Origin of the sequence: Lysobacter sp. Root916 (genome assembly GCF_001429785.1) — a bacterium.
In the GTDB taxonomy this organism is placed as follows: Bacteria; Pseudomonadota; Gammaproteobacteria; order Xanthomonadales; family Xanthomonadaceae; genus Lysobacter.
On sequence record NZ_LMJF01000018.1, the window covers coordinates 1 to 19188 of the forward strand.

Genomic DNA, 19188 nt, shown 5'->3' on the forward strand with positions numbered 1-19188 from the left:
CGTCTGCTGATGGACTAACACCACCGGCCAGACGCCCGCACAAGTCACCTGCGCACACTGTCAAAGATCGTTGGAACCGGCCTCAGCGCCTTGTTCCGACCTCGTCACCAAAGTGCCCGAGGGAGCCGCACATCTTACAGCAGATTTCGCGACCGTCAACACCCTGCGAAACCTTTTTTCTACCGCTTCCCGCCGCTCCGTTCAGGCCCTAAAGCCGTCCCGTCTGGTGGGCCGCGCATCTTACAGCAGCCTCCGAATCCGTCAACCGTTTTCGATGCCGCTTTCGATCCGCCCCGCCGCGCTCAATCCATGCAGCTCGGCGGGGCGCGCATTGTGCACACGCACAACGAATTTGGGAAGCCCGAAATCGCGTTTTTTCGAAAGTTTTTTCGTCGGCCTCAGCCGGCGACGAGGCGTACGCGTGCAAAGGTGCGCTTGCCGACCGCGAGTACGCCTTCGAAACCCGGCGTATAGACGTGTTGCGCGTCCTCGACGATCTCGCCGTCGATGCGCACCGCGCGCTCCTTGAGCTTGCGGTTGGCTTCGGAATTGCTGGGCGTGAGCCCGGCCGCGGTCAACAGGGCGGCGATGCGCAGGCCTTCGACCGGCACGACCACGTCGGTGAGCGGCAGCGAGGCGGTGTCGCCCTCGCCGCGCACGGCCGCGTTCCAGCCCGCGACCGCGGTTTCGGCCGCGTCCGCGCCGTGGAAACGCGCCGCCAGCTCGCGCGCCAGGCGCAGCTTGAGATCGCGCGGATTCAGCGTTCCGGCCTCGATTTCGGCCTTGAAACGCGCGGCGTCGGCGATCGAGATGTCGAAGCTGAGCAGGTCGATCCAGCGCCACATCAACACGTCGTCGATCTTCATGGTCTTGGTGACGATGTCGATCGCCGGCTCGTTGATGCCGATGTAGTTGCCCAGCGACTTGGACATCTTGTTGACGCCGTCCAGGCCTTCCAGCAGCGGCATGGTCAGCACGATCTGAGCAGGCTGGCCGTGGTGCTCCTGCAGGCCGCGGCCCATCAGCAGGTTGAACCTCTGATCGGTGCCGCCGAGCTCGACGTCGCACTCCAGCGCGACCGAGTCGTAACCCTGCACGAGGGGGTAGAGGAACTCGTGGATCGCGATCGATTGCTGGGCCGCGTAGCGCTTGGCGAAATCGTCGCGTTCGAGCATGCGCGCCACCGTGTGCTGGCCGGCCAGGCGGATCATGTCGGCCGCGCTCATCTTGCCGAACCATTCGGAGTTGAAACGCACCTCGGTCTTGTCGCGATCCAGCACCTTGAACACCTGGTCGGCGTAGGTCTGGGCGTTGGCCAGCACGTCCTCGCGGGTGAGCGGTTTGCGGGTGACGTTCTTGCCGGTCGGGTCGCCGATCATTCCGGTGAAATCGCCGATCAAAAAGATCACCTGATGCCCCAGGTCCTGGAACTGGCGCATCTTGTTGAGCAGGACCGTATGGCCGATGTGCAGATCGGGCGCGGTCGGGTCGAAGCCGGCCTTGATCCGCAGGGGGCGGCCGAGCTTGAGACGGGCCTCGAGCTCGTCAAGCTTGAGGATCTCATCGGTGCCGCGGCGGATCAGGTCGAGGGCGTCTTGGACGGAGGCGGGGCTGGGAGCGGACAAAGGAGGGGACTCGCGTGGCGGGACGCGGCCGCCGGAATGCGACCGCGGTCAATGAATGGAGTTAACAAGGAGTTAAACGTTACCGCATTGTCTGCCGGACAAAAACCCTATTCAGGTCAAGGGTTTGACGCACGTTGCTCGCATGTCTATGGTAACGCCGCTACGCAGCCTTCACACCTTTCGCAGGGGATTCCATCTATGACCGCACCCGAACCCGGTACGGACCGGCGCGAACGCCTGAAGGCACTGCGTGAAGCCGCTCTGCACCGCCCGGTGCTGGCACGTCATATTTCCGATGGATTCAATGGTCGTTGGTCGCGCCGCCAGTGGGTGCAGGCCAGCCTGTTCGCGACCATGGGCATGCTGGTGCTGGCGATCGTGCCGGGCTTCAGCCCGAGCAACGCCAAGCCGCTGCACGCCGCGCGCCAGTCGCTGGCGCTGGCCCTGCCGCCGCTGCCGATGGCGCGCGCGAAGGGCCAGATCGGCGACAGCTGGCAGCTGATCCGCGTCGACCGCGGCCAGACCCTGGGCGCGGTGTTCAAGCAGTTGAACATCCCGTCCTCGACCATGCAGCAGATTCTCGACCAGCCCGGCGCCAAGCAGGCGCTGACCCGGATGAAGCCGGGCACCGAGCTAGCCTTCGACATGCCGGTCAACGGCTCGCTGCGCAGCTTCCGCTACGACCGCGACGACAGCCATCAGGTCGAATTGAAGCTGGACGGCGGCAAGATCTACCAGAAGGTGATCGCGCGCCCGAGCGAAACCCGCACCGTGGTGCTCAGCGGCAAGGTCGGCTCCTCGTTGTTCCGTTCGGCGCGCAAGGTCGGCCTGACCCCGAACAACATCCGTACCCTCACCGACGATATCTTCAAATACGACATCGACTTCAACGAAGACGTCGGCGCCAACGACCGTTTCAGCGTGGTGGTCGAACAGACCTGGCGCGAAGGCGAGCTGGTCAACACCGGCCCGGTGCTGGCGGCCACCTTCACCAGCGACGGCAAACTTCACACCGGTTTCCGCTTCGAACGCGACGGCAAGGCCGAGTACTTCACCGGCGACGGCCGCCCGCTGAAGAAGAGCTTCATCCGCATGCCGATTCCGTACGCGCGGCTGAGCTCGGGCTTCGGCGCGCGCCGCCACCCGGTGCTGGGCCGCATGCGCATGCACAAGGGCGTGGACTACGCCGCCGGCAGCGGCACCCCGATCATGGCCGCCGGCGACGCGCGGGTGAAATCGGCCGGCTGGATGGGCGGCTACGGCAACGCGGTGGTGCTGGACCACGGCCGCGGCTACACCACGCTGTACGGGCACATGTCGCGCATCGGCAAGATCCGGCCGGGCCAGCGCATCGCCCAGGGCACGGTGATCGGCTATGTCGGCAGCACCGGCATGTCGACCGGCCCGCACCTGCATTACGAATTCCGCGTCAACGGCGTGCACCGCAACCCGCTGTCGATCACGATGCCGCCGCCTGAGCCGCTGAGCGGCGCCCCGCTGGCGCAGTTCCGCTCGCAGACCGGCGTGGCGCTGGCGCGCATCCGCCAAGTCGAGAACATCATCTACGCCGACGCCACTCCGACGGTCTCGCCGATGTCGCGCGCGCTGGCGCCCAAGAAGAAGACCAAGGCCTGAGGCCTGCAGTGCCCGAACCCGCCCACGCCCCCGCCGCGGGGCTGTTCGTCGGTTTGATCTCCGGTACCAGCGCCGACGGCATCGACGCCGCGCTGGTCCGCTTCGACGCTGACCGATCGCCGCATTGCGAGCTCGTGCTCGGGCGCACCTACGCCTGGGCCGACGCGCTGCGCGCGCGCCTGGTGGTGCTGGGCCAGGGCGGCGACGCGCAGTCGCTGGAAGAGCTGGGCACCCTGGACGTGCAGATCGCCGAGGCCTTCGCCGAGGCGACGCTGGCGCTGTTGGCCGAGGCCGGGGTCGGCGCGGCCGATATCAACGCGATCGGCTCGCACGGCCAGACCGTGCGCCATCGCCCCGAGGGCGCCTACTACGACGGCCGCCATCCCTTCACCTGGCAGCTCGGCGACGGCCACGGCATCGCCGAGCGCTGCGGCATCGCCACGGTCGCGGACTTCCGCCGCCGCGACGTCGCCGCCGGCGGCCACGGCGCGCCGCTGGTGCCGGCCTTCCACGCGGCCCTGCTGCATTCGTCCGACGAGGACCGCGCGGTCCTGAATCTGGGCGGCATCGCCAACTACACCCTGCTGCCGGCGCACGGCCCGGTGCGCGGGTTCGACACCGGCCCGGCCAACTGCCTGATGGACGCCTGGCACCTGCTGCACCGCGGCGGCGCCTACGACGCCGACGGCGAGTACGCGGCGCAGGGCGAGCTGGACCCGGAGCTGCTGACGCGCCTGCTGGACGAGCCCTGGTTCGCGCTGGCGCCGCCCAAGAGCACCGGCCGCGAGCATTTCCACCTCGACTGGGTGCGCTCGCGTCTGAGCGGCGGCGAGCGCCCCGAGGACGTGCAGGCGACCCTGCTGGAACTGAGCGCGATCACCATCGCCGATGCCCTGCGCGCGCAGCAGCCCAACACCCGGCGGGTGCTGGTCTGCGGCGGCGGGGTACGCAATGCGCAGCTGCTGCGCGCGATCGGCGCGCAACTGCCCAATACGGTGATCGAATCGACCGCGGGCTACGGGCTGGATCCGGACTTCGTCGAAGCCATGGCCTTCGCCTGGCTGGCGCGGCAGACCCTGGCCGGGCTGCCCGGCAATGTGCCCAGCGTGACCGGCGCGCGCGGCCCGCGCGTGCTCGGGGTGGTTTACCCGCCCTGATTCTTGCCGGCCGGGACCTGGTCGATCAGCTGCTGCAGGTCGGCGTCGATCTGGCTGACGCCCCGATGGCCCCACTCGCCCTCGTCGACCGGGCGCGGCGCACGCCCGATCAGCGAATACCCCGGATCGCTGGGTACGCTTTCCAAGGCCGCGATCGCGGCCTGCAGGGCATTGGCGTCGGTATCGCTGAAGCGCGCGGCCAGTTCGGTCTCGCAGGCGAACAGACCGTGCTCGAGCAGGTGCATCAGGGTCTGGTCCGGGGCCCAGTTGCGGGCCTCGGCGACCCGGCGGATGCGTTCGGCCAGCACCGGATCGATGTTGTGCAGGACGATATCGGTCATTTCCGCACTCTACCTCAGCAAACCCCCGCTTTTGTGCATGAACGTCGGCGAATCGTGAGCGCCGTCGCTCATGTTCAGGCCGCCGCCGGCGCCGCGACCGGACGCCGCATGACCAGGATCAGGCACAGCAGCAAGGCCGGGATGCCGATCAGAGCGGTGCCGATGAAGAACAGCGAATAGGCTTCCAGCAGGGTGCGCCCGGTTTCCAGGTGCTCCACCGCGACGCCGGACAGTCCCTTGAGGAATTTGCCGGGCATGGCATAGAAGGAACTGAGCAGGGCGTACTGGGTGGCGGTGTAGCCGACGCTGGTCAGGCTGGACATGTAGCCCACCAGGGCCACGCCGGCGTAGCCGTTGCTGAAGTTGTCGATCGCCATGACGATCGCGAACACGGTCGGATCGCTGCCGTGCATGGCCAGGTAGGCGTAGGCCAGATTGGAGCCGGGGCCCAGCACCGCGCCCACCAGCAGGGTCGGCACGAAACCGAAGCGGATCGCGCTCAGGCCGGCGGCGGCGATGCCGACGATGGTGGCGACGGTGCCGACCGAACCGCGCACCGCGCCGACGGTTTCCTTGGCCAGGCCCAGGTCGGCGTAGAACGGGTTGGCCATCGGCCCGAACACGAAGTCGGGCAGCCGGTACAGGCTGATCGCCAGCAGCATCAGCAGCGCCCACTGCCCGTGGGTGCGCAGGAACATCAGCAAGGGCCCGACCACCGCGTCGAAGAAGCGCAGCAGCGGCCCCACCAACGGCCGGGTCCAGGTCGCCTCGGGCACCGGCCTGCCGTCCTTGGGGCGGCGCATCAACAGCCATAGCGCCAGCGTCACGCCGACGGCGAACGCGGCGTCCTGATAGCCCCACGTGGCGTCCCAGAAATTGTGTTTGGCCACTTCGTACGCCACCGCGAGCACGCCGATCGCCAGCGCCGCGACCCAGCGCAGCACCATCGCGTCCGACACACCGAGCTTGGCCTGCTCGGGATCGACGATCTCCAGCACGGGCTGGGCGACCGAGCGGGTCGATTCGCGCGCCAGGAACACAGCGGCCATGCCCACGCCCAACAGCAGGGCCATGATCTCGTAGGACACCGCCCAGCCCACGCGCGCGGCCAGGATCAGGATCAGCGAATCGGTGACCAACAGCGCGGTGCGGTAGCCCAACGCGCCGCTGGCGGTCAGCAGGCCCTGCTCCTCGTTGTTGTCGGCGCTCTCGATGCGCCAGGCGTCGATCACGATGTCCTGGGTCGCCGAGGCGAACGCCACCACCAGCGCCAGCACCCCGAATACCAGCAGGTGGTTCAGGGCCACCCCGCCCAGCATCAGCTGCCCTTTGTGCGGCTCGACCAGGGCCATGCCCAGCAGCGCGGCACTGGCGACGATCTGGGTCAGCAGCATCCAGCCGCGGCGACGGCCGAGCCAGCGCCCGAACAGCGGCGCGTCGGTCTTGTCGACCAGCGGCGCCCACAGGAACTTCAGCGAATAGGCCAGGCCGACCCAGGACAGGAAGCCGATCGTCGACAGCTCGATCGCGTTCTCGCGCATCCAGAACCCGAGCGTGTTGCCGACCAGGTAGATCGGAATGCCCGAGCTGAAGCCCAGCAACAGCATCGCCAGCACCTTGGGCTCGCGCAGGCTTTTCAGCACCTGCCGCCAGCCGGGGCGCGGCTTCGCCGCTGCGGCCTCAGAGCTCATAGTCGACGATGAACGGCGCGTGGTCGGAGAAACGCGGTTCCTTCTGGATCGCGCAGGCGCGCAGGCGCTCGCGCAGGCCCGGCGTGGCCAGCTGGTAATCGATGCGCCAACCCACGTCGTTGCCGCGCGCGCCGCCGCGGTTGCTCCACCAGGTGTAGTCCTGGCCCTCCGGGCGCAGCGCGCGGTAGGTGTCGACCCAGCCGTCGTCGTCGGCGCACACGCCGTTCAGCCATTCGCGCTCGGGCGGCAGGCAGCCGGAATTCTTCTGGTTGCTGGTCCAGTTCTTGATGTCCAGGCGGCTGCGCACGATGTTCCAGTCGCCGCACAGCACGTACTCGCGGCCGCTGCGCAGCCATTCGTCGAGCTTGGGCTTGAGCCAGTCCATCACCTCGAACTTGAAGCCCTGGCGCAGCTCGCCCGAGGAACCGGACGGGATGTAGAACGAGACCACGCTGAGGTTGCCGTAACGGGCCTCGATGTAGCGGCCTTCGTCGTCGAACGGCGCCCAACCCATCGCGGTGCGGACCTCGTCGGGCTCGCGCTTGGAATAGATGGCGACGCCGCTGTAGCCCTTCTTGGTGATCGCGTCGCGGAAATAGGCGCGGTAACCCTCGGGCAGAAAAGCCGGGCCGGTGAGCTGGTGCTCCTGGGCCTTGGTTTCCTGGATGCACAGCACGTCCGCGTTCTGGGTGCGGAACCAGTCGAAGAAGCCCTTGGTGGCCGCCGACCGCAGGCCGTTGGCGTTGAAGCTGATGATGCGCATGCGCACTCCCGAGCGTGATGCGGGCGATCATAGCAATGGCCCGGGCGCCGGTGGCCTATCATGCCGGCATGCCTCAAGCCCCTGCCGCGCCCGCGATCGTCCGCGTCGTCCCCGTCGACGACCGCCTGGCCGATGCGGTGCGCGCGCTGCAGGTGGCGCCCGAGCAACTGCAGTTCGTCGGCGACACCGCCTTCAACCTCGACGACACCCGCCGCGACCCCGACAGCGAGGCCATGGCGGTGCTGGCCGACGACGAAGTGGTCGGCTTCTACCGCCTGGATTTCCGTCCTGGCTCGGTCGGCGGGCGCGCCTTCGACGAGCCCAGCGTGGGCTTGCGCGCGGTGGTGATCGACCGCGAGCGCCAGGGCCGCGGCTACGGCGCGCGCGCCATGGACGCCTGCTGCGAGGACCTGCGCCAGCGCCACCCGCAACGCCGGCTGCTGGCGCTGACGGTCAACTGCCGCAACCTGGCCGCGATCGCCGCCTACCGGCGCTCGGGCTTCGTCGACACCGGCGAACTGTTCCTGGGCGGCGCCGCCGGCCCGCAGCACCTGATGCTGCGCCGGCTGCAGCCGCCCGTCACCGACTGAATCCAACGCCCCCACAAGCACGCCCCATGACCGACCACCGCACCCGCTTCCTCCAACTCGCCCTGCGTGCCGACGCCCTGCGTTTCGGCGAGTTCACCCTCAAATCGGGGCGCAGCAGCCCGTATTTCTTCAACGCCGGCCGCTTCGACTCCGGCGCCGCGCTGGCCGAACTGGCCGGTTGCTACGCCGACGCCATCGACGCGCACGGCCTGGGCTTCGACCTGCTGTTCGGGCCGGCCTACAAGGGCATCCCGCTGGCGACCGCGCTGGCCTGCGAGTACGCCCGCCGCGGCCGCGACCTGCCGCTGGCGTTCAACCGCAAGGAAGCCAAGACCCACGGCGAGGGCGGCAGCCTGATCGGCGCACCGCTGGCCGGGCGCCGGGTGCTGATCGTCGACGACGTGATCACCGCCGGCACCGCGATCCGCGAAGCGCTGGCGATCATCGCCGAAGCCGGCGGCAGCGCGGCCGGCATCGTGATCGCGCTGGACCGCCAGGAAGCCGTCGACCCGGCCACATCGCGACGCTCGGCGGCAGAAACTGTCGCAATCGAACAAGGCCTGCCGGTGATCGCGGTGGCCAGCCTGGCCGATCTGCTCGCCTTCACCGGCGAAAGCGCCGAATTCGGCGCCCAGCGCGCGCGTTTGCTCGACTACCGCGAGCGCTATGGCAGCCACGCCGGCGCCTGAATTCCGCCGATGCGCGTCTGGCCGGGTCCGCCCGGCCGGATGCGTTGATGAAATCGTGACGCCGGTTGCACGCGCGAGGTGCTGATATGGCCCAACTCTTGCGTCAGTTCTGTCCCATGACCCATGCATCGCGATGGCAGGGAGCCGACATGAACAAGATCCACTCGCTGCTGACCGGCGCCGTGCTGCTGGCGCTGACCGCCACCGTCGCGGTCGCCCAGGACGCGCCGAAGAAGAAGCTCTACTGCTGGAACGAAAACGGCCGCAAGGTCTGCGGCGACGCCCTGCCCGCCAGCGCGGTCGACAGCGCGCGCACCGAGTTCAGCGCCAAGAGCGGCCTGGCCACCGCCCAGGTCGGTCGCGCCCTGACCGCCGAGGAGCGTGCGGCCGCCGCCGCCCAGGCCGAGGCCGCGCGCATCGCCGCGATGGCCGACGAGGCCAAGGCCCGCCGCGACATCGCCATGGCCCAGTCCTACGCCACCGAGGCCGACCTGCGGCGCGCGTTCCAGGAACGCATCGCGGTGATGGACGAAACCGTGAAAGCCTCGCAGTTGGGCGTCGAAGGCCGCCGCCAGAGTCTGCTCAGCCTGCTGCGCAAAGCCGGCGAGCACGAACTCAGCGGCAAGCCCGTCGGCAGCGGCCTGTCCGAGAACATCCGCAACCAGCACGCCGAATTGCTGCGCCAGCAGAGCATCCTGGCCCAGCAGAAAGCCGAGCGCGCGACGATCGACGAGGACCTCAACGCGGCGCTGCAGCGCTACAACAGCATGAAGGCCGCCGAGGCGGCGCGCGCGGGCGGCTGACGTCTTCGATCCACATCGCATACACATACGGCCGGCGCAATGCCGGCCGTTTGGTTTTTGGCGCGGCAATTGAGACTCGTGAGGCCTAGGATTTGGCGACCACCGGAGCGTCAGGAGTCGCCCATGTCGCACAGCATCGATTCGACCACGAGCCCCCGGCGCCGCTCGCGTCGCCATGCCCTGGCAGCCGCGCTATTGCTGGCCTGCATCAGCCCGATGGCGATGGCCGCCGGCAACGACACGCCTGGGTTCGGCTTCAACTATTGGCCTCAGGACTACAAAGGCTGTGAGGATTTGACGGATGCCAATTGGCCGGTTGCGCAGCAGAAGATCGCTGCCGACCTCGATCTGATGAAAAGTCTGGGAGCGGACACGCTCCGGCTGAGCCTGTACATGGAAACAAGCGGCTACAAGCCAGGCATCAACGCAGTCACGGCACGGGATACTTGCAAGCACCTGCCCGACCTGCTGGACCTCATCGAGAACGCTGGATTCAAGATCATAATCGCGTTCTCGAATACCTATCTGTACAGACACCAGAACGGCCAATACGACAACTGGGAGGACCCAACACTGGGCTACAACGCTCAGTCCGACGGCTATTATTGGTTTGTGATGCGCTCCAAGGAATGGATCGACCGAATGGTCGATCTGGCAGGCAGGACTCGCAACTCGATTCTGTACTACGACATACAGAACGAGTACGACTCTCGGTCGGCGAATATCGACTATTACTTCCGCACGATCTACTCCGAGAGCACGATTCCGGACACCAAGCGCGGCATCTCGATACTGGAGATTAGCAAGGACGTCGATCCAACTCACTGGCCCAGCATCCCCAGCCAGCTGCAGGTACTGAATGGCTCGTTGGCCTACGTCGATTTCCACAGTTATCCGGTGATGCCTTCGCATCGGTGCCCACTACACTGGGACATCGAGTATGTGTACGACCACATCCGCAGCCGTTTCGCCGCGGGCACCACCGTATTGCTAGGGGAATTCGGGCGTGCGGCCATCGCGCAGAACGACCCTACCGACGACAGCGCCAATTACCCGGGAAACTGCCCGCGCCTGCCGTCGGACCTGTCGCCCGAACGCTATTGGGACGAGCCCAGACAGCAAGCGACCGAGCTGGATCTGATCGGCCGATCCGGAACCAAGGGCATCCCCTACTACCTGCATTGGATGCTGTGGGACAACACCCCCAAACGTGCCGATTTCGCTCCGACCGATCCCGACCATCAGGTCTATGCCTATGGCTACTCGCCCCACGCCCCCAAGGACGTGCTCGGCGCACTCGCCGAGCAGCGCGGCCTGATTCCGAACGCCGATTTCGAGAACGCGTCGCAGGTCGGCCAACTGCCGCAACTGTGGGACAAGGGCAGCTGGGGGCCGTCCAACAACGCGCCGCCCGTGTCGCTGTTCGTGTCCGGCGGCGCGAACACCGGCGAGGCGGCGACGCGCGATCACTATGCGCGCCTGCAAGCGCAGCAGGCCTGCGCGACCTGCGTGATCTGGATGCAGGCCGACGCCTTCGACATCGGCCCCGGCAAGCGCCTGCATTTCAACGCCTACCTGCGCTCCAATCTGGATCAGGTGCAGATGAAGCTGGTGCAGTACGACGCCAACTGGAATGTATTGGCCACCTATGCCGCGCCCGCGATAACGCTGACAGGCTGGTCGTGGAACAACTACATGGTGCGCGCGCACGCGCTGGATCCTCCCAACGCGTCGGCCAGCCTCAGCACGACCACGGTGGCGGGAACGGCGCGGGTGATCCTGACCATCGGCGGCACGCCGGCCGCGGCGCCGGCCATTCTCGACGTCGATACGGTGTCGGTGGCCGCCGACTGAGGGGCCGGCCGGCGCAAGCGGCCTGACGGTATCGTCGCGCCCAAACAAAACGACCGGCCTGGGCCGGTCGTTTTGCGTTTCAGGTTCGGCTGACGCCGCCCCTCATCAGAACGGCAGGTTGAGCGTGGGATCCACCGCCAGCAGCTGCGAACGGAACGCCGCCTGGATGCGGCCCAGCGATTCGCGCGAGTCGGCGTCGAAGCGCAGCACCAGCACCGGGGTGGTGTTGGAGGCGCGCACCAGGCCCCAGCCGTCGGCGTAGTCCACACGCAGGCCGTCGATGGTCGACAGGCGCGCGCCCTCGAACTGGGCCTGCTGCAGGAAACGGTCGACGAAGGTGTGCGGGTCGCCGTCGGGCGCGTCGACCTTGATCTCCGGCGTGGACACGCCGTCGGGCAGCGCGGACAGGGTTTCGCTGGCGCTTTGCGGACGCGCGGCCAGGATTTCGAGCAGGCGCGCGGCGGCGTAGATGCCGTCGTCGAAACCGAACCAGCGCTCCTTGAAGAAGAAGTGGCCGCTCATCTCGCCGGCCAGCTCGGCGTCGGTCTCGCGCATCTTGGCCTTGATCAGCGAATGCCCGGTCTTCCACATCAGCGGGCTGCCGCCGTGGCGCAGGATCTGGCCGGGCAGGCGGCCGGTGCACTTGACGTCGTAGATGATCATCGCGCCGGGGTTGCGTTCCAGCACGTCGGCGGCGAACAGCATCAGCAGGCGGTCGGGGAAGATGTTCTGGCCGTCGCGGGTGACCACGCCCAGGCGGTCGCCGTCGCCGTCGAAGGCCACGCCGAGGTCGGCGTCCAGGCGCTGCACCATCTTGATCAGGTCGGCCAGGTTGTGCGGCTCGCTCGGGTCCGGATGGTGGTTGGGGAAGGTGCCGTCGATGTCGCAGTACAGCGGCGTGACCTCGGCGCCGATCGCGGTGAGCACGCGCGGGCCGATGTCGCCGGCCACGCCGTTGCCGGCGTCGACCACGACCTTGAGCGGGCGGTCGATCTGCACATCGGAGGCGATGCGCTGGACGTAGTCCTCGCCGATGTCGCGCTCGGACAGCGAGCCCAGATCGCCCAGGTGCAGGCGGTCGTCGGCGATGCGCGCGTACAGATCGGTGATGGCGTCGCCGGACAGGGTTTCGCCGCCGACCACGATCTTGAAGCCGTTGTAGTCGGGCGGGTTGTGGCTGCCGGTGACCGAGATGCAGGAACCGGCGCGCAGGTGGTAGGCGCCGAAGTAGATCACCGGCGTCGGCGCCATGCCGATGTCGATCACGTTGCGGCCGGCCTTGCGCAGGCCGGCGATCAGGCCTTCGACCATGGCCGGGCCGGACAAGCGGCCGTCGCGGCCGACCACGATGTCGGTCAGGCCCTGCTCGTGCATTAGCGAACCGACCGAGTGGCCGATCAGCTCGGCGACGCCGGCGTCCAGGGTTTTGCCGACGATGCCGCGCACGTCGTAGGCGCGGAAGATGCTGCGGTCGATCGCGACCGCCTTGGTCGGCAGCGGCGATTTGACGTCGACCGGCAGTTCGATCGGCGGCGGCACCGGCTGTTGCTCCATCGCTTCGGACAGGGTCTGCGACGGACCTTCTTCTTCGGCGACGACCGCGGCGCCGCGGCGCAACTTGGGCGCGCGCCAGGCCAGCAGCGCCAACAGCGCCAGGATCGCGGCGGCGCCGAAGCAACCGATCGCGCCCAGGCCCAGCGGGCCGCCGGCGATGTCGGGAATGGCGGCGGCGACGCGCAGGTCGCTGTCGGGAATCTTGGCCGCGAGCGCCTCGGCGCCGTCGGCGAGCGAGGCGTCGCCGCGCTCGATCACGCTGTAGCCGCCCTGGCGCAGGGCGAGGTAGCTGTCGCTGGAGACCGAGGCGCCTTCGATGCCCTGGCTCACGCGCTGCAGCGGCAGGCGCAGGAAGGCCACGCCGACCGCCTGCTGCCCGGCGCGCGCGGGCGCGGCCAGGGCCAGGCTGGGCTGGGCGCCGTCGCGCGCGATCCAGGCCACCGGCTTGTCGTTGGCGATCGCCGCTTCCATCGCGGCCAGACGGCCGTAGCCGCCCTTGGGCAGCGCGGCGTACTCGGCCGCCAGATCGCTGCGCAGGACCACCGCATCGCTGGCGCCAGGCCAGTCTTTTGCGAGTTCGCGCGCGGCCGCGGCCAGATCGCCCGCGCTCAGCGCGGTCTGCACCGGCGCCGAGGCCAGGCGTTCGTCCAGGCGCTTGAGCTCGCCAGCCAGGCCGGTCTTGGCCGCTTCGATCGCGGCGTCGCGCGCGCGCTCGATCCCGCTGCGGCGCGCGTTGTCGCGGTGCTGCTGCCAGCCGCTCCAGGCGAACCAGGCCGCCAGCAGCGCGCACAGCACGATCGCGACCGAGCGCAGCGGTTTGAGTTGCTCGGCCGACAGCTTGGGCCGTTCCATCTTCAGATCCACCATCGTCCCGTTCCTTTGATCAGCGCACGCCGGTGTGGCCGAAGCCGCCGGCCCCGCGCGCACTGGATTCGAATTCGTCGACCACCTGCAGCGTCGCCCGTACGATCGGAAGCACGACCAACTGCGCGATGCGATCCCCCGGCTGCATCGTAAAAGCCTCGCGCCCGCGATTCCACACGCTGATCAGCAAAGGCCCCTGATAGTCCGCGTCGATCAGGCCGGTGCCGTTGCCCAGCACGATCCCGTTTTTGTGACCCAGGCCCGATCGCGGCAGGATCACCGCGCACAAGGTCGGGTCGCCGAGGTGGATGGCCAGGCCCGAGGGCACCAGCGCGGTATCGCCCGGATGCAGCACCAGCGACTGATCCAGCGCCGCGCGCAGGTCCAGGCCGGCGCTGGCGGCGGTGGCGTATTGCGGCAACGGCCATTCGTCGCCGAAGCGCGGGTCGAGGATCTTGAGTTCGAGAGTGTGGTTCATGCGGTCCGCAGGCGTTGCGCGATCAGGTCCAGCAGCTCGTCGGCCAGCCGGGTCTTGGGGGCGGGACCGAGCGCGCGTTCGCCGCCGGTCCAGTACACGGTCAGGGCGTTGTCGTCGCTCTCGAAGCCGCTGCCGGGCACGCCGACGCGGTTGGCGGCGATCAGGTCCAGCTTCTTCTTTTCGAGCTTGCCGCGCGCGTAGCGTTCGACGTCGTCGGTCTCGGCGGCGAAGCCCACCACCAGGCGCGGGCGCGCGGCGTGCACGGCGACCTCGGCCAGGATGTCGGGCGTGCGCACCAGTTCCAGCGCGAAGCGCGCTTCGTTCTTCTTGATCTTGCCCGGCGCGACCTGCGCCGGGGTGTAGTCGGCGACCGCGGCGGCGCCGATGTAGGCGTCGACCGGCAGGCCCGCCAGCACCGCCTCGCGCATCTGCGCGGCCGAACGCACGTCGGTGCGCGCGACCCCGGCGGGGGTGGGCAACGACACCGGGCCGGCGATCAGACTGACCTGCGCGCCACGCCGCGCCGCGGCCTCGGCGATCGCGAAGCCCATCTTGCCGCTGCTGCGGTTGCCGATGAAACGCACCGGATCGATGTCCTCGTAGGTCGGACCGGCGCTGATCAGCAGGCGCAGGCCCTGCAGGCTGGCCGCGCTCATGCCGTCACCTGCGCTAGCGCGGCGACGATGTCGTCGGGTTCCATCAGGCGGCCGGGGCCGGATTCGGGCTCGGCCATCGGGCCGTCCATCGGCCCGAGCAGACGCACCCCGCGTTCGCGCAGGGTGGCGACGTTGGCCTGGGTGGCCGGATGCGCCCACATGCGGTGGTTCATCGCCGGCGCCACCGTCAGCGGCGCGTCGGTGGCCAGGCACAGGGTGGTGATCAGGTCGTCGGCGAAGCCATGCGCGAGCTTGGCGATCATGTCGGCAGTGGCCGGCGCGATCAGCACCCGCTGCGCCCAGCGCGCCAGTTCGATATGGCCCATCGAGGCTTCCGCCTGCGCATCCCACAGCGAGGTACGCACCGGCTGGCCGGACAGGGCCTGGAAGGTTGCGGTACCGACGAAGCGGGTCGCGTTCTCGGTCATGGCCACGCGCACGTCGGCGCCGGCATCGCGCAGGCGGCGCACCAGCTCGGCGGCCTTGTAGGCGGCGATGCCGCCGCAGACGCAAAGCAGCACGTGCTGGCCTTGCAGGGTGGGTGGCGCGTCTAGTGCCATGTTCGGCTGTATGTCCTGGTGCGGCGGTGCGGCCCCGGCGTGGGCGGCGGCCCGTAAGGGAATTCCCACGCCGGAACGGGGCCCTAGCTTACCCGATGCATCCGTAACGCCCGATCGGCAGGCATCACGCTACGGAGCAAGCTGCGGCCATGCGTATCCAAGACTGGCCCAGCGCGGAACGGCCCCGCGAAAAACTCCTGGCACGAGGCGCCCGCTCGCTTTCGGACGCCGAACTGCTGGCGATCTTCCTCGGCTCGGGCCTGCGCGGCCACGACGCGGTCGCCACCGCGCGCGGCTTGCTGAACGCGCACGGCCCGCTGCGCGCCCTGCTCGAATGCAGCCCCACCCAGTTGCTGCAGCTGCCCGGCCTGGGCCCGGCACGCGCCTGTACCCTGGCCGCCGTGCTGGAGCTGGCCAACCGGCATCTGTCGGCCCAGCTGGAGCGCGGCGAGGCCCTGGCCGACCCCGGTGCGGCCGGCCGCTACTTCGCCCAGCGCCTGCGCGGGCTGTCGCACGAGGTGTTCGCGGCCCTGTTCCTGGACGCCAGCCACCGCGCGATCGCGTTCGAGGAGTTGTTCCGCGGCACCATCGACGGCGCCGAGGTGCACCCGCGCGAGGTGGTCCGGCGCGCGCTGGCGCACAACGCCGCGGCGGTGATCGTCGGCCACAACCACCCCAGCGGCAATCCCGAACCCAGCGGCGCCGACCGCGCCGTGACCGCGCGCCTGCGCCACGCCCTGGACCTGGTCGATATCCGCCTGCTCGACCACTTCGTGATCGCCGACGGGCCGCCGGTGTCGATGGCGGCGCGCGGCATGCTCTGAGGCCGCGCCGCGGCCGGCGCCGGCGGGCCGCGGCCGCGAACCTCGCGCCGGCGCGACGAGCTGCGTCGCGGCGGCGTTCGCGGCCCGCCCGCGGGGCCGCCCTCGCGTACAATGGCCGATCCGCAGCACCCCGCAGAATCCCCGTGAAAACCCATCTCCGCGCGCTGGTCGCGCAGGCCATCGATGCGTTGCGCGCCGCCGGCACCCTGCCGGCCGAGCTGGCGACGCCCGATTTCGTGATCGAACGTCCCAAGACCCGCGCCCAAGGCGACTTCTCGACCAACGCCGCGATGCTGTTGTCCAAGCCCGCGCGTGCCAATCCGCGCGAGATCGCGCAGAAGCTGGTCGATGCCCTGCCGGCCAACGGCGACATCGCCCGCGTCGAGATCGCCGGCCCCGGCTTCATCAACTTCCATGTCGCCGAGTCGGCCTGGCGCCGTCTGCTGGGCGACGCGCTGGCCGCCGGCGCGAACTACGGGCGCAACGACAGCGGCGCCGGCCATCGCGCCGGCGTCGAGTACGTCTCGGCCAACCCGACCGGTCCGCTGCACGTCGGCCACGGTCGCGCCGCGGTGATCGGCGACTGCATCGCGCGCGTACTTGCCGCCAACGGCTGGAACGTGGCGCGCGAGTTCTACTACAACGACGCCGGCGTGCAGATCAACAACCTGGCGATCTCGACCCAGGCGCGCGCGCGCGGCATCGCCCCGGGCGAGCCAGGTTGGCCGGAAGACGGCTACCGCGGCGACTACATCGCCGATGTGGCCCGCGCCTATCTCGACGGCGCCACGGTCGAAGTCGACGGCCAGTCCGTGATCGGCGTCGGCGACATCGACAACCTCGACGCGATCCGCCGTTTCGCGGTGGCCTACCTGCGCCGCGAGCAGAACGGCGATCTCGCCGCCTATGGCGTCGGCTTCGACGTGTACTTCCTGGAAAGCTCGCTGTACGCCGACGACAAGGTCGAGGAGACCGTGCGCGAACTGATCGCGCACGGTCACACCTACGAAGAGGGCGGCGCGCTGTGGCTGCGCAGCACCGACTTCGGCGACGACAAGGACCGCGTGATGCGCAAGTCCGACGGCACCTACACCTACTTCGTGCCCGACGTCGCCTATCACCTCAGCAAGTGGCAACGCGGCTACGAGCGCGCGATCACCGAACTGGGCGCCGATCACCACGGCTCGCTCGCGCGCGTGCGCGCCGGCCTGCAGGCGCTGGACGCCGGCATTCCGCAAGGCTGGCCCGAATACGTGCTGCACCAGATGGTCACGGTGATGCGCGGCGGCGAGGAAGTGAAGTTGTCCAAGCGCGCCGGCAGCTACCTGACCTTGCGCGATCTCATCGACGAAGCCGGCTGCGACGCGGTGCGCTGGTTCCTGATCGCGCGCAAGCCCGATTCGCAGCTGACCTTCGACATCGATCTGGCGCGCTCGCAGTCGATGGACAACCCGGTCTACTACGTGCAGGTCTCGCATGCGCGCATGTGCGGCCTGATGCGCCAGCTCAAGGAGCGCGGCCTGTCCTTCGACCTGACGCAGGGCCTGGCTCAGCCACTGGATCTGGACGACGAGGCCGCGCACGAACTGGTGACGACCCTGTTGCGCTACCCCGATGTGGTGGCCGCGGCCGGGCGCGACCTCGAGCCGCACCAGATCGCGGTCTATCTGCTGGAATTGGCGCAGACCTTCCAGACGTATTACAACGACCACCAGTTCCTGGTCGACGACGCCGCCGTGCGCAACGCGCGCCTGGCGCTGGCGACGGCGACGCGCCAGGTGCTGGCGAACGGTCTGGATCTGTTGGGCGTCAGCGCCCCCGAGGTGATGTAAGTGGCAGCACGACGTGGCAAATCGCAAGCGAAGCGCAACCAGGGCAACGGCGGCGGCCTGCCCGGCTGGGCCTGGGGCGTCATGGGCGTCCTGTTGGGCGTGGTGCTGATCCTGTCGGCGCCGAAATTCCTGAAGTCCGACGGCGACGGTTTCTTCCGACCCAAGCCCAATCCCGACGCCCAGCCCGCACCGGTCGCGGTGGCCGAGGACGAGACCGTCGCGCCCGACAACGACGCCGGTCCGGCCCACGCCAAGCCCGCCGCCGACGCGCCCAAGCAAGGCCCCGAATACGACTTCTACACCCTGCTGCCGGGCAAGGAAGTGCCGCTGACCGACGCCGAGCTGGCCGCGACCGAGCGCGCCGAAGCCGCGCGCCTGGCCCAGCAGCAGAAGCAGGCCTCGCAGGCCGCCGCCGCCGCGCAGAACGGCACGGCGCCGGCCACGGCCGTCACGCCGGCCAACGCCACAGCCGCCAACAACGCCAGCGCCGCGCTGCCCAAGCCGGTCGATGCCGGCACCAGCGCGCCGGCCGCCAACAACGCCGCGGCCGCCACGACGCCGGCCGCGGCCACCGCCACCGCCAGCACGGCCCCGGCGGTCGACGACGGCACGCGCTATCTGCTTCAGGCCGGCGCCTTCCAGGCCTCCGGCCAGGCCGAGGAAATGAAGGCCAAGATCGCCCTGCTGGGCCTGGGCGCACGCGTGGAATCGGCGCAGATCAGCGGCAAGACCGTGTACCGCGTGCGCATGGGGCCTTACGGCACCGCCAGCGATCTGGCCGAAGCCAAGCGCAAGCTCGCCAGCGGCGGCCTGCCGGGCATGGCCATCAAGGTCAAGTAAGCCGAATCGGCCGGCCGCCCAAGCGCGGCCGCCTCGACCTCTCGTCCCGCCCACGCGGGAACGACACCTCGCCCACGCGGGGACGACACCTCTGCCTCTTAGGATGCGGTGAGCCAAAGGCGAACCGCATCGTCGCGTAGCTGCGACCGACGACCGCGCCGCCCGCCCCGGCCTGTCTTCCCCTGCTTGTCCTCCCCCTTTGAAAAAGGGGGACCGAGGGGGATTTGCTCTTGACCGCCGCAGCCTCCCACACGCACTCCGACCCGCCCACCGCGACGACTCGGAAGAACGCACGCGCAGTAGCTGCGACCGACACCCGCTCCGCCGCCCCTGCTTGTCTTCCCCCTTTGAAAAAGGGGGACCGAGGGGGATTTGCTCTTGACCGCCGCAGCCTCCCCACACGCACTCCGACCCGCCCACCGCGACGACTCG

The 19188-nt window shown here is 69.1% G+C and carries 14 protein-coding genes and 2 pseudogenes; 9 read left to right on the top strand and 7 right to left on the bottom strand.

The features are described from left to right. Window positions 1–398: 398 nt before the first annotated feature. Window positions 399–1625, bottom strand: coding sequence for a tyrosine--tRNA ligase (gene tyrS / locus ASE35_RS20120; protein ID WP_057164921.1), 1227 nt, complete (start codon window positions 1623–1625; stop codon window positions 399–401). A 198-nt stretch (window positions 1626–1823) separates the two neighbouring features. On the opposite strand from tyrS, the gene ASE35_RS20125 reads away from it, so the two are divergent. Beyond that, window positions 1824–3260: a peptidoglycan DD-metalloendopeptidase family protein gene (locus tag ASE35_RS20125; RefSeq protein ID WP_056176775.1), complete on the top strand. Its 1437-nt coding sequence runs from the start codon at window positions 1824–1826 to the stop codon at window positions 3258–3260. An 8-nt stretch (window positions 3261–3268) separates the two neighbouring features. After that, a complete protein-coding gene (locus tag ASE35_RS20130) occupies window positions 3269–4417 on the top strand; it encodes an anhydro-N-acetylmuramic acid kinase (RefSeq protein WP_056176778.1) in 1149 nt (382 codons plus the stop codon). Between the two features lie 122 nt (window positions 4418–4539). Here the strand turns inward: ASE35_RS20130 and ASE35_RS20135 are convergent. The 3 genes and pseudogenes from ASE35_RS20135 to ASE35_RS20145 form a co-directional block, all read right to left on the bottom strand. Next, window positions 4540–4758 (bottom strand): annotated as a pseudogene (locus tag ASE35_RS20135) (hypothetical protein); the annotation flags it as partial. Between the two features lie 74 nt (window positions 4759–4832). Beyond that, window positions 4833–6401 carry an MFS transporter gene (locus ASE35_RS20140; protein WP_235570122.1) on the bottom strand — a complete coding sequence of 523 codons (1569 nt, stop codon included), beginning with the start codon at window positions 6399–6401 and terminating at the stop codon, window positions 4833–4835. A 37-nt stretch (window positions 6402–6438) separates the two neighbouring features. Next, entirely contained in the window at window positions 6439–7212 is a 774-nt protein-coding gene (locus ASE35_RS20145) for an exodeoxyribonuclease III (protein WP_057164923.1), read from the bottom strand. 68 nt (window positions 7213–7280) lie between these two features. On the opposite strand from ASE35_RS20145, the gene ASE35_RS20150 reads away from it, so the two are divergent. The 4 genes from ASE35_RS20150 to ASE35_RS20165 all read left to right on the top strand — a co-directional run bounded on the left by ASE35_RS20150 (window position 7281) and on the right by ASE35_RS20165 (window position 11148). Continuing rightward, window positions 7281–7802: a GNAT family N-acetyltransferase gene (locus ASE35_RS20150; RefSeq protein WP_157489597.1), complete on the top strand. Its 522-nt coding sequence runs from the start codon at window positions 7281–7283 to the stop codon at window positions 7800–7802. A 26-nt stretch (window positions 7803–7828) separates the two neighbouring features. Then, window positions 7829–8491 carry an orotate phosphoribosyltransferase gene (gene pyrE, locus ASE35_RS20155; RefSeq protein ID WP_057164924.1) on the top strand — a complete coding sequence of 221 codons (663 nt, stop codon included), beginning with the start codon at window positions 7829–7831 and terminating at the stop codon, window positions 8489–8491. 149 nt (window positions 8492–8640) lie between these two features. Beyond that, window positions 8641–9294: a hypothetical protein gene (locus ASE35_RS20160; protein ID WP_056176795.1), complete on the top strand. Its 654-nt coding sequence runs from the start codon at window positions 8641–8643 to the stop codon at window positions 9292–9294. 123 nt (window positions 9295–9417) lie between these two features. Next, entirely contained in the window at window positions 9418–11148 is a 1731-nt protein-coding gene (locus tag ASE35_RS20165; RefSeq protein WP_057164925.1) for a cellulase family glycosylhydrolase, read from the top strand. Window positions 11149–11253: 105 nt separating this feature from the next. Here the strand turns inward: ASE35_RS20165 and ASE35_RS20170 are convergent, their stop codons facing one another. From ASE35_RS20170 to coaBC, 3 genes and pseudogenes are all read right to left on the bottom strand, one after another. Beyond that, window positions 11254–13569, bottom strand: a complete 2316-nt coding sequence (locus ASE35_RS20170; protein WP_235570123.1) for a phosphomannomutase/phosphoglucomutase — start codon at window positions 13567–13569, stop codon at window positions 11254–11256. Between the two features lie 16 nt (window positions 13570–13585). Continuing rightward, window positions 13586–14044, bottom strand: coding sequence for a dUTP diphosphatase (gene dut / locus ASE35_RS20175; RefSeq protein WP_056176804.1), 459 nt, complete (start codon window positions 14042–14044; stop codon window positions 13586–13588). Next, window positions 14041–15260: pseudogene (gene coaBC / locus ASE35_RS20180) on the bottom strand (bifunctional phosphopantothenoylcysteine decarboxylase/phosphopantothenate--cysteine ligase CoaBC). Before coaBC ends, dut begins: the two are co-directional and overlap by 4 nt. A gap of 149 nt (window positions 15261–15409) precedes the next feature. Between coaBC and radC the strand changes: the two are divergent. The 3 genes from radC to ASE35_RS20195 all read left to right on the top strand — a co-directional run bounded on the left by radC (window position 15410) and on the right by ASE35_RS20195 (window position 18756). Then, window positions 15410–16084, top strand: a complete 675-nt coding sequence (gene radC / locus ASE35_RS20185; RefSeq protein WP_056176807.1) for a DNA repair protein RadC — start codon at window positions 15410–15412, stop codon at window positions 16082–16084. Between the two features lie 143 nt (window positions 16085–16227). Continuing rightward, window positions 16228–17916 (top strand): arginine--tRNA ligase, encoded by a 1689-nt coding sequence (gene argS, locus ASE35_RS20190; protein WP_057164926.1) that lies wholly within the window; start codon window positions 16228–16230, stop codon window positions 17914–17916. Beyond that, the gene (locus tag ASE35_RS20195; RefSeq protein ID WP_057164927.1) at window positions 17917–18756 is read left to right on the top strand and encodes an SPOR domain-containing protein; all 840 of its coding nucleotides are present in this window, start codon (window positions 17917–17919) and stop codon (window positions 18754–18756) included. Window positions 18757–19188 lie beyond the last annotated feature (432 nt).

What these genes read in the sequence shown, in the direction of transcription:
- ASE35_RS20150 (WP_157489597.1), top strand. Translation starts at nt 7,281, where the DNA reads ATGCCTCAAGCCCCTGCCGCGCCCGCGATCGTCCGCGTCGTCCCCGTC.
- ASE35_RS20170 (WP_235570123.1), bottom strand. Translation starts at nt 13,569, where the DNA reads ATGGTGGATCTGAAGATGGAACGGCCCAAGCTGTCGGCCGAGCAACTC.
- dut (WP_056176804.1), bottom strand. Translation starts at nt 14,044, where the DNA reads ATGAACCACACTCTCGAACTCAAGATCCTCGACCCGCGCTTCGGCGAC.
- ASE35_RS20145 (WP_057164923.1), bottom strand. Translation starts at nt 7,212, where the DNA reads ATGCGCATCATCAGCTTCAACGCCAACGGCCTGCGGTCGGCGGCCACC.
- pyrE (WP_057164924.1), top strand. Translation starts at nt 7,829, where the DNA reads ATGACCGACCACCGCACCCGCTTCCTCCAACTCGCCCTGCGTGCCGAC.
- ASE35_RS20125 (WP_056176775.1), top strand. Translation starts at nt 1,824, where the DNA reads ATGACCGCACCCGAACCCGGTACGGACCGGCGCGAACGCCTGAAGGCA.
- radC (WP_056176807.1), top strand. Translation starts at nt 15,410, where the DNA reads ATGCGTATCCAAGACTGGCCCAGCGCGGAACGGCCCCGCGAAAAACTC.
- ASE35_RS20160 (WP_056176795.1), top strand. Translation starts at nt 8,641, where the DNA reads ATGAACAAGATCCACTCGCTGCTGACCGGCGCCGTGCTGCTGGCGCTG.
- ASE35_RS20165 (WP_057164925.1), top strand. Translation starts at nt 9,418, where the DNA reads ATGTCGCACAGCATCGATTCGACCACGAGCCCCCGGCGCCGCTCGCGT.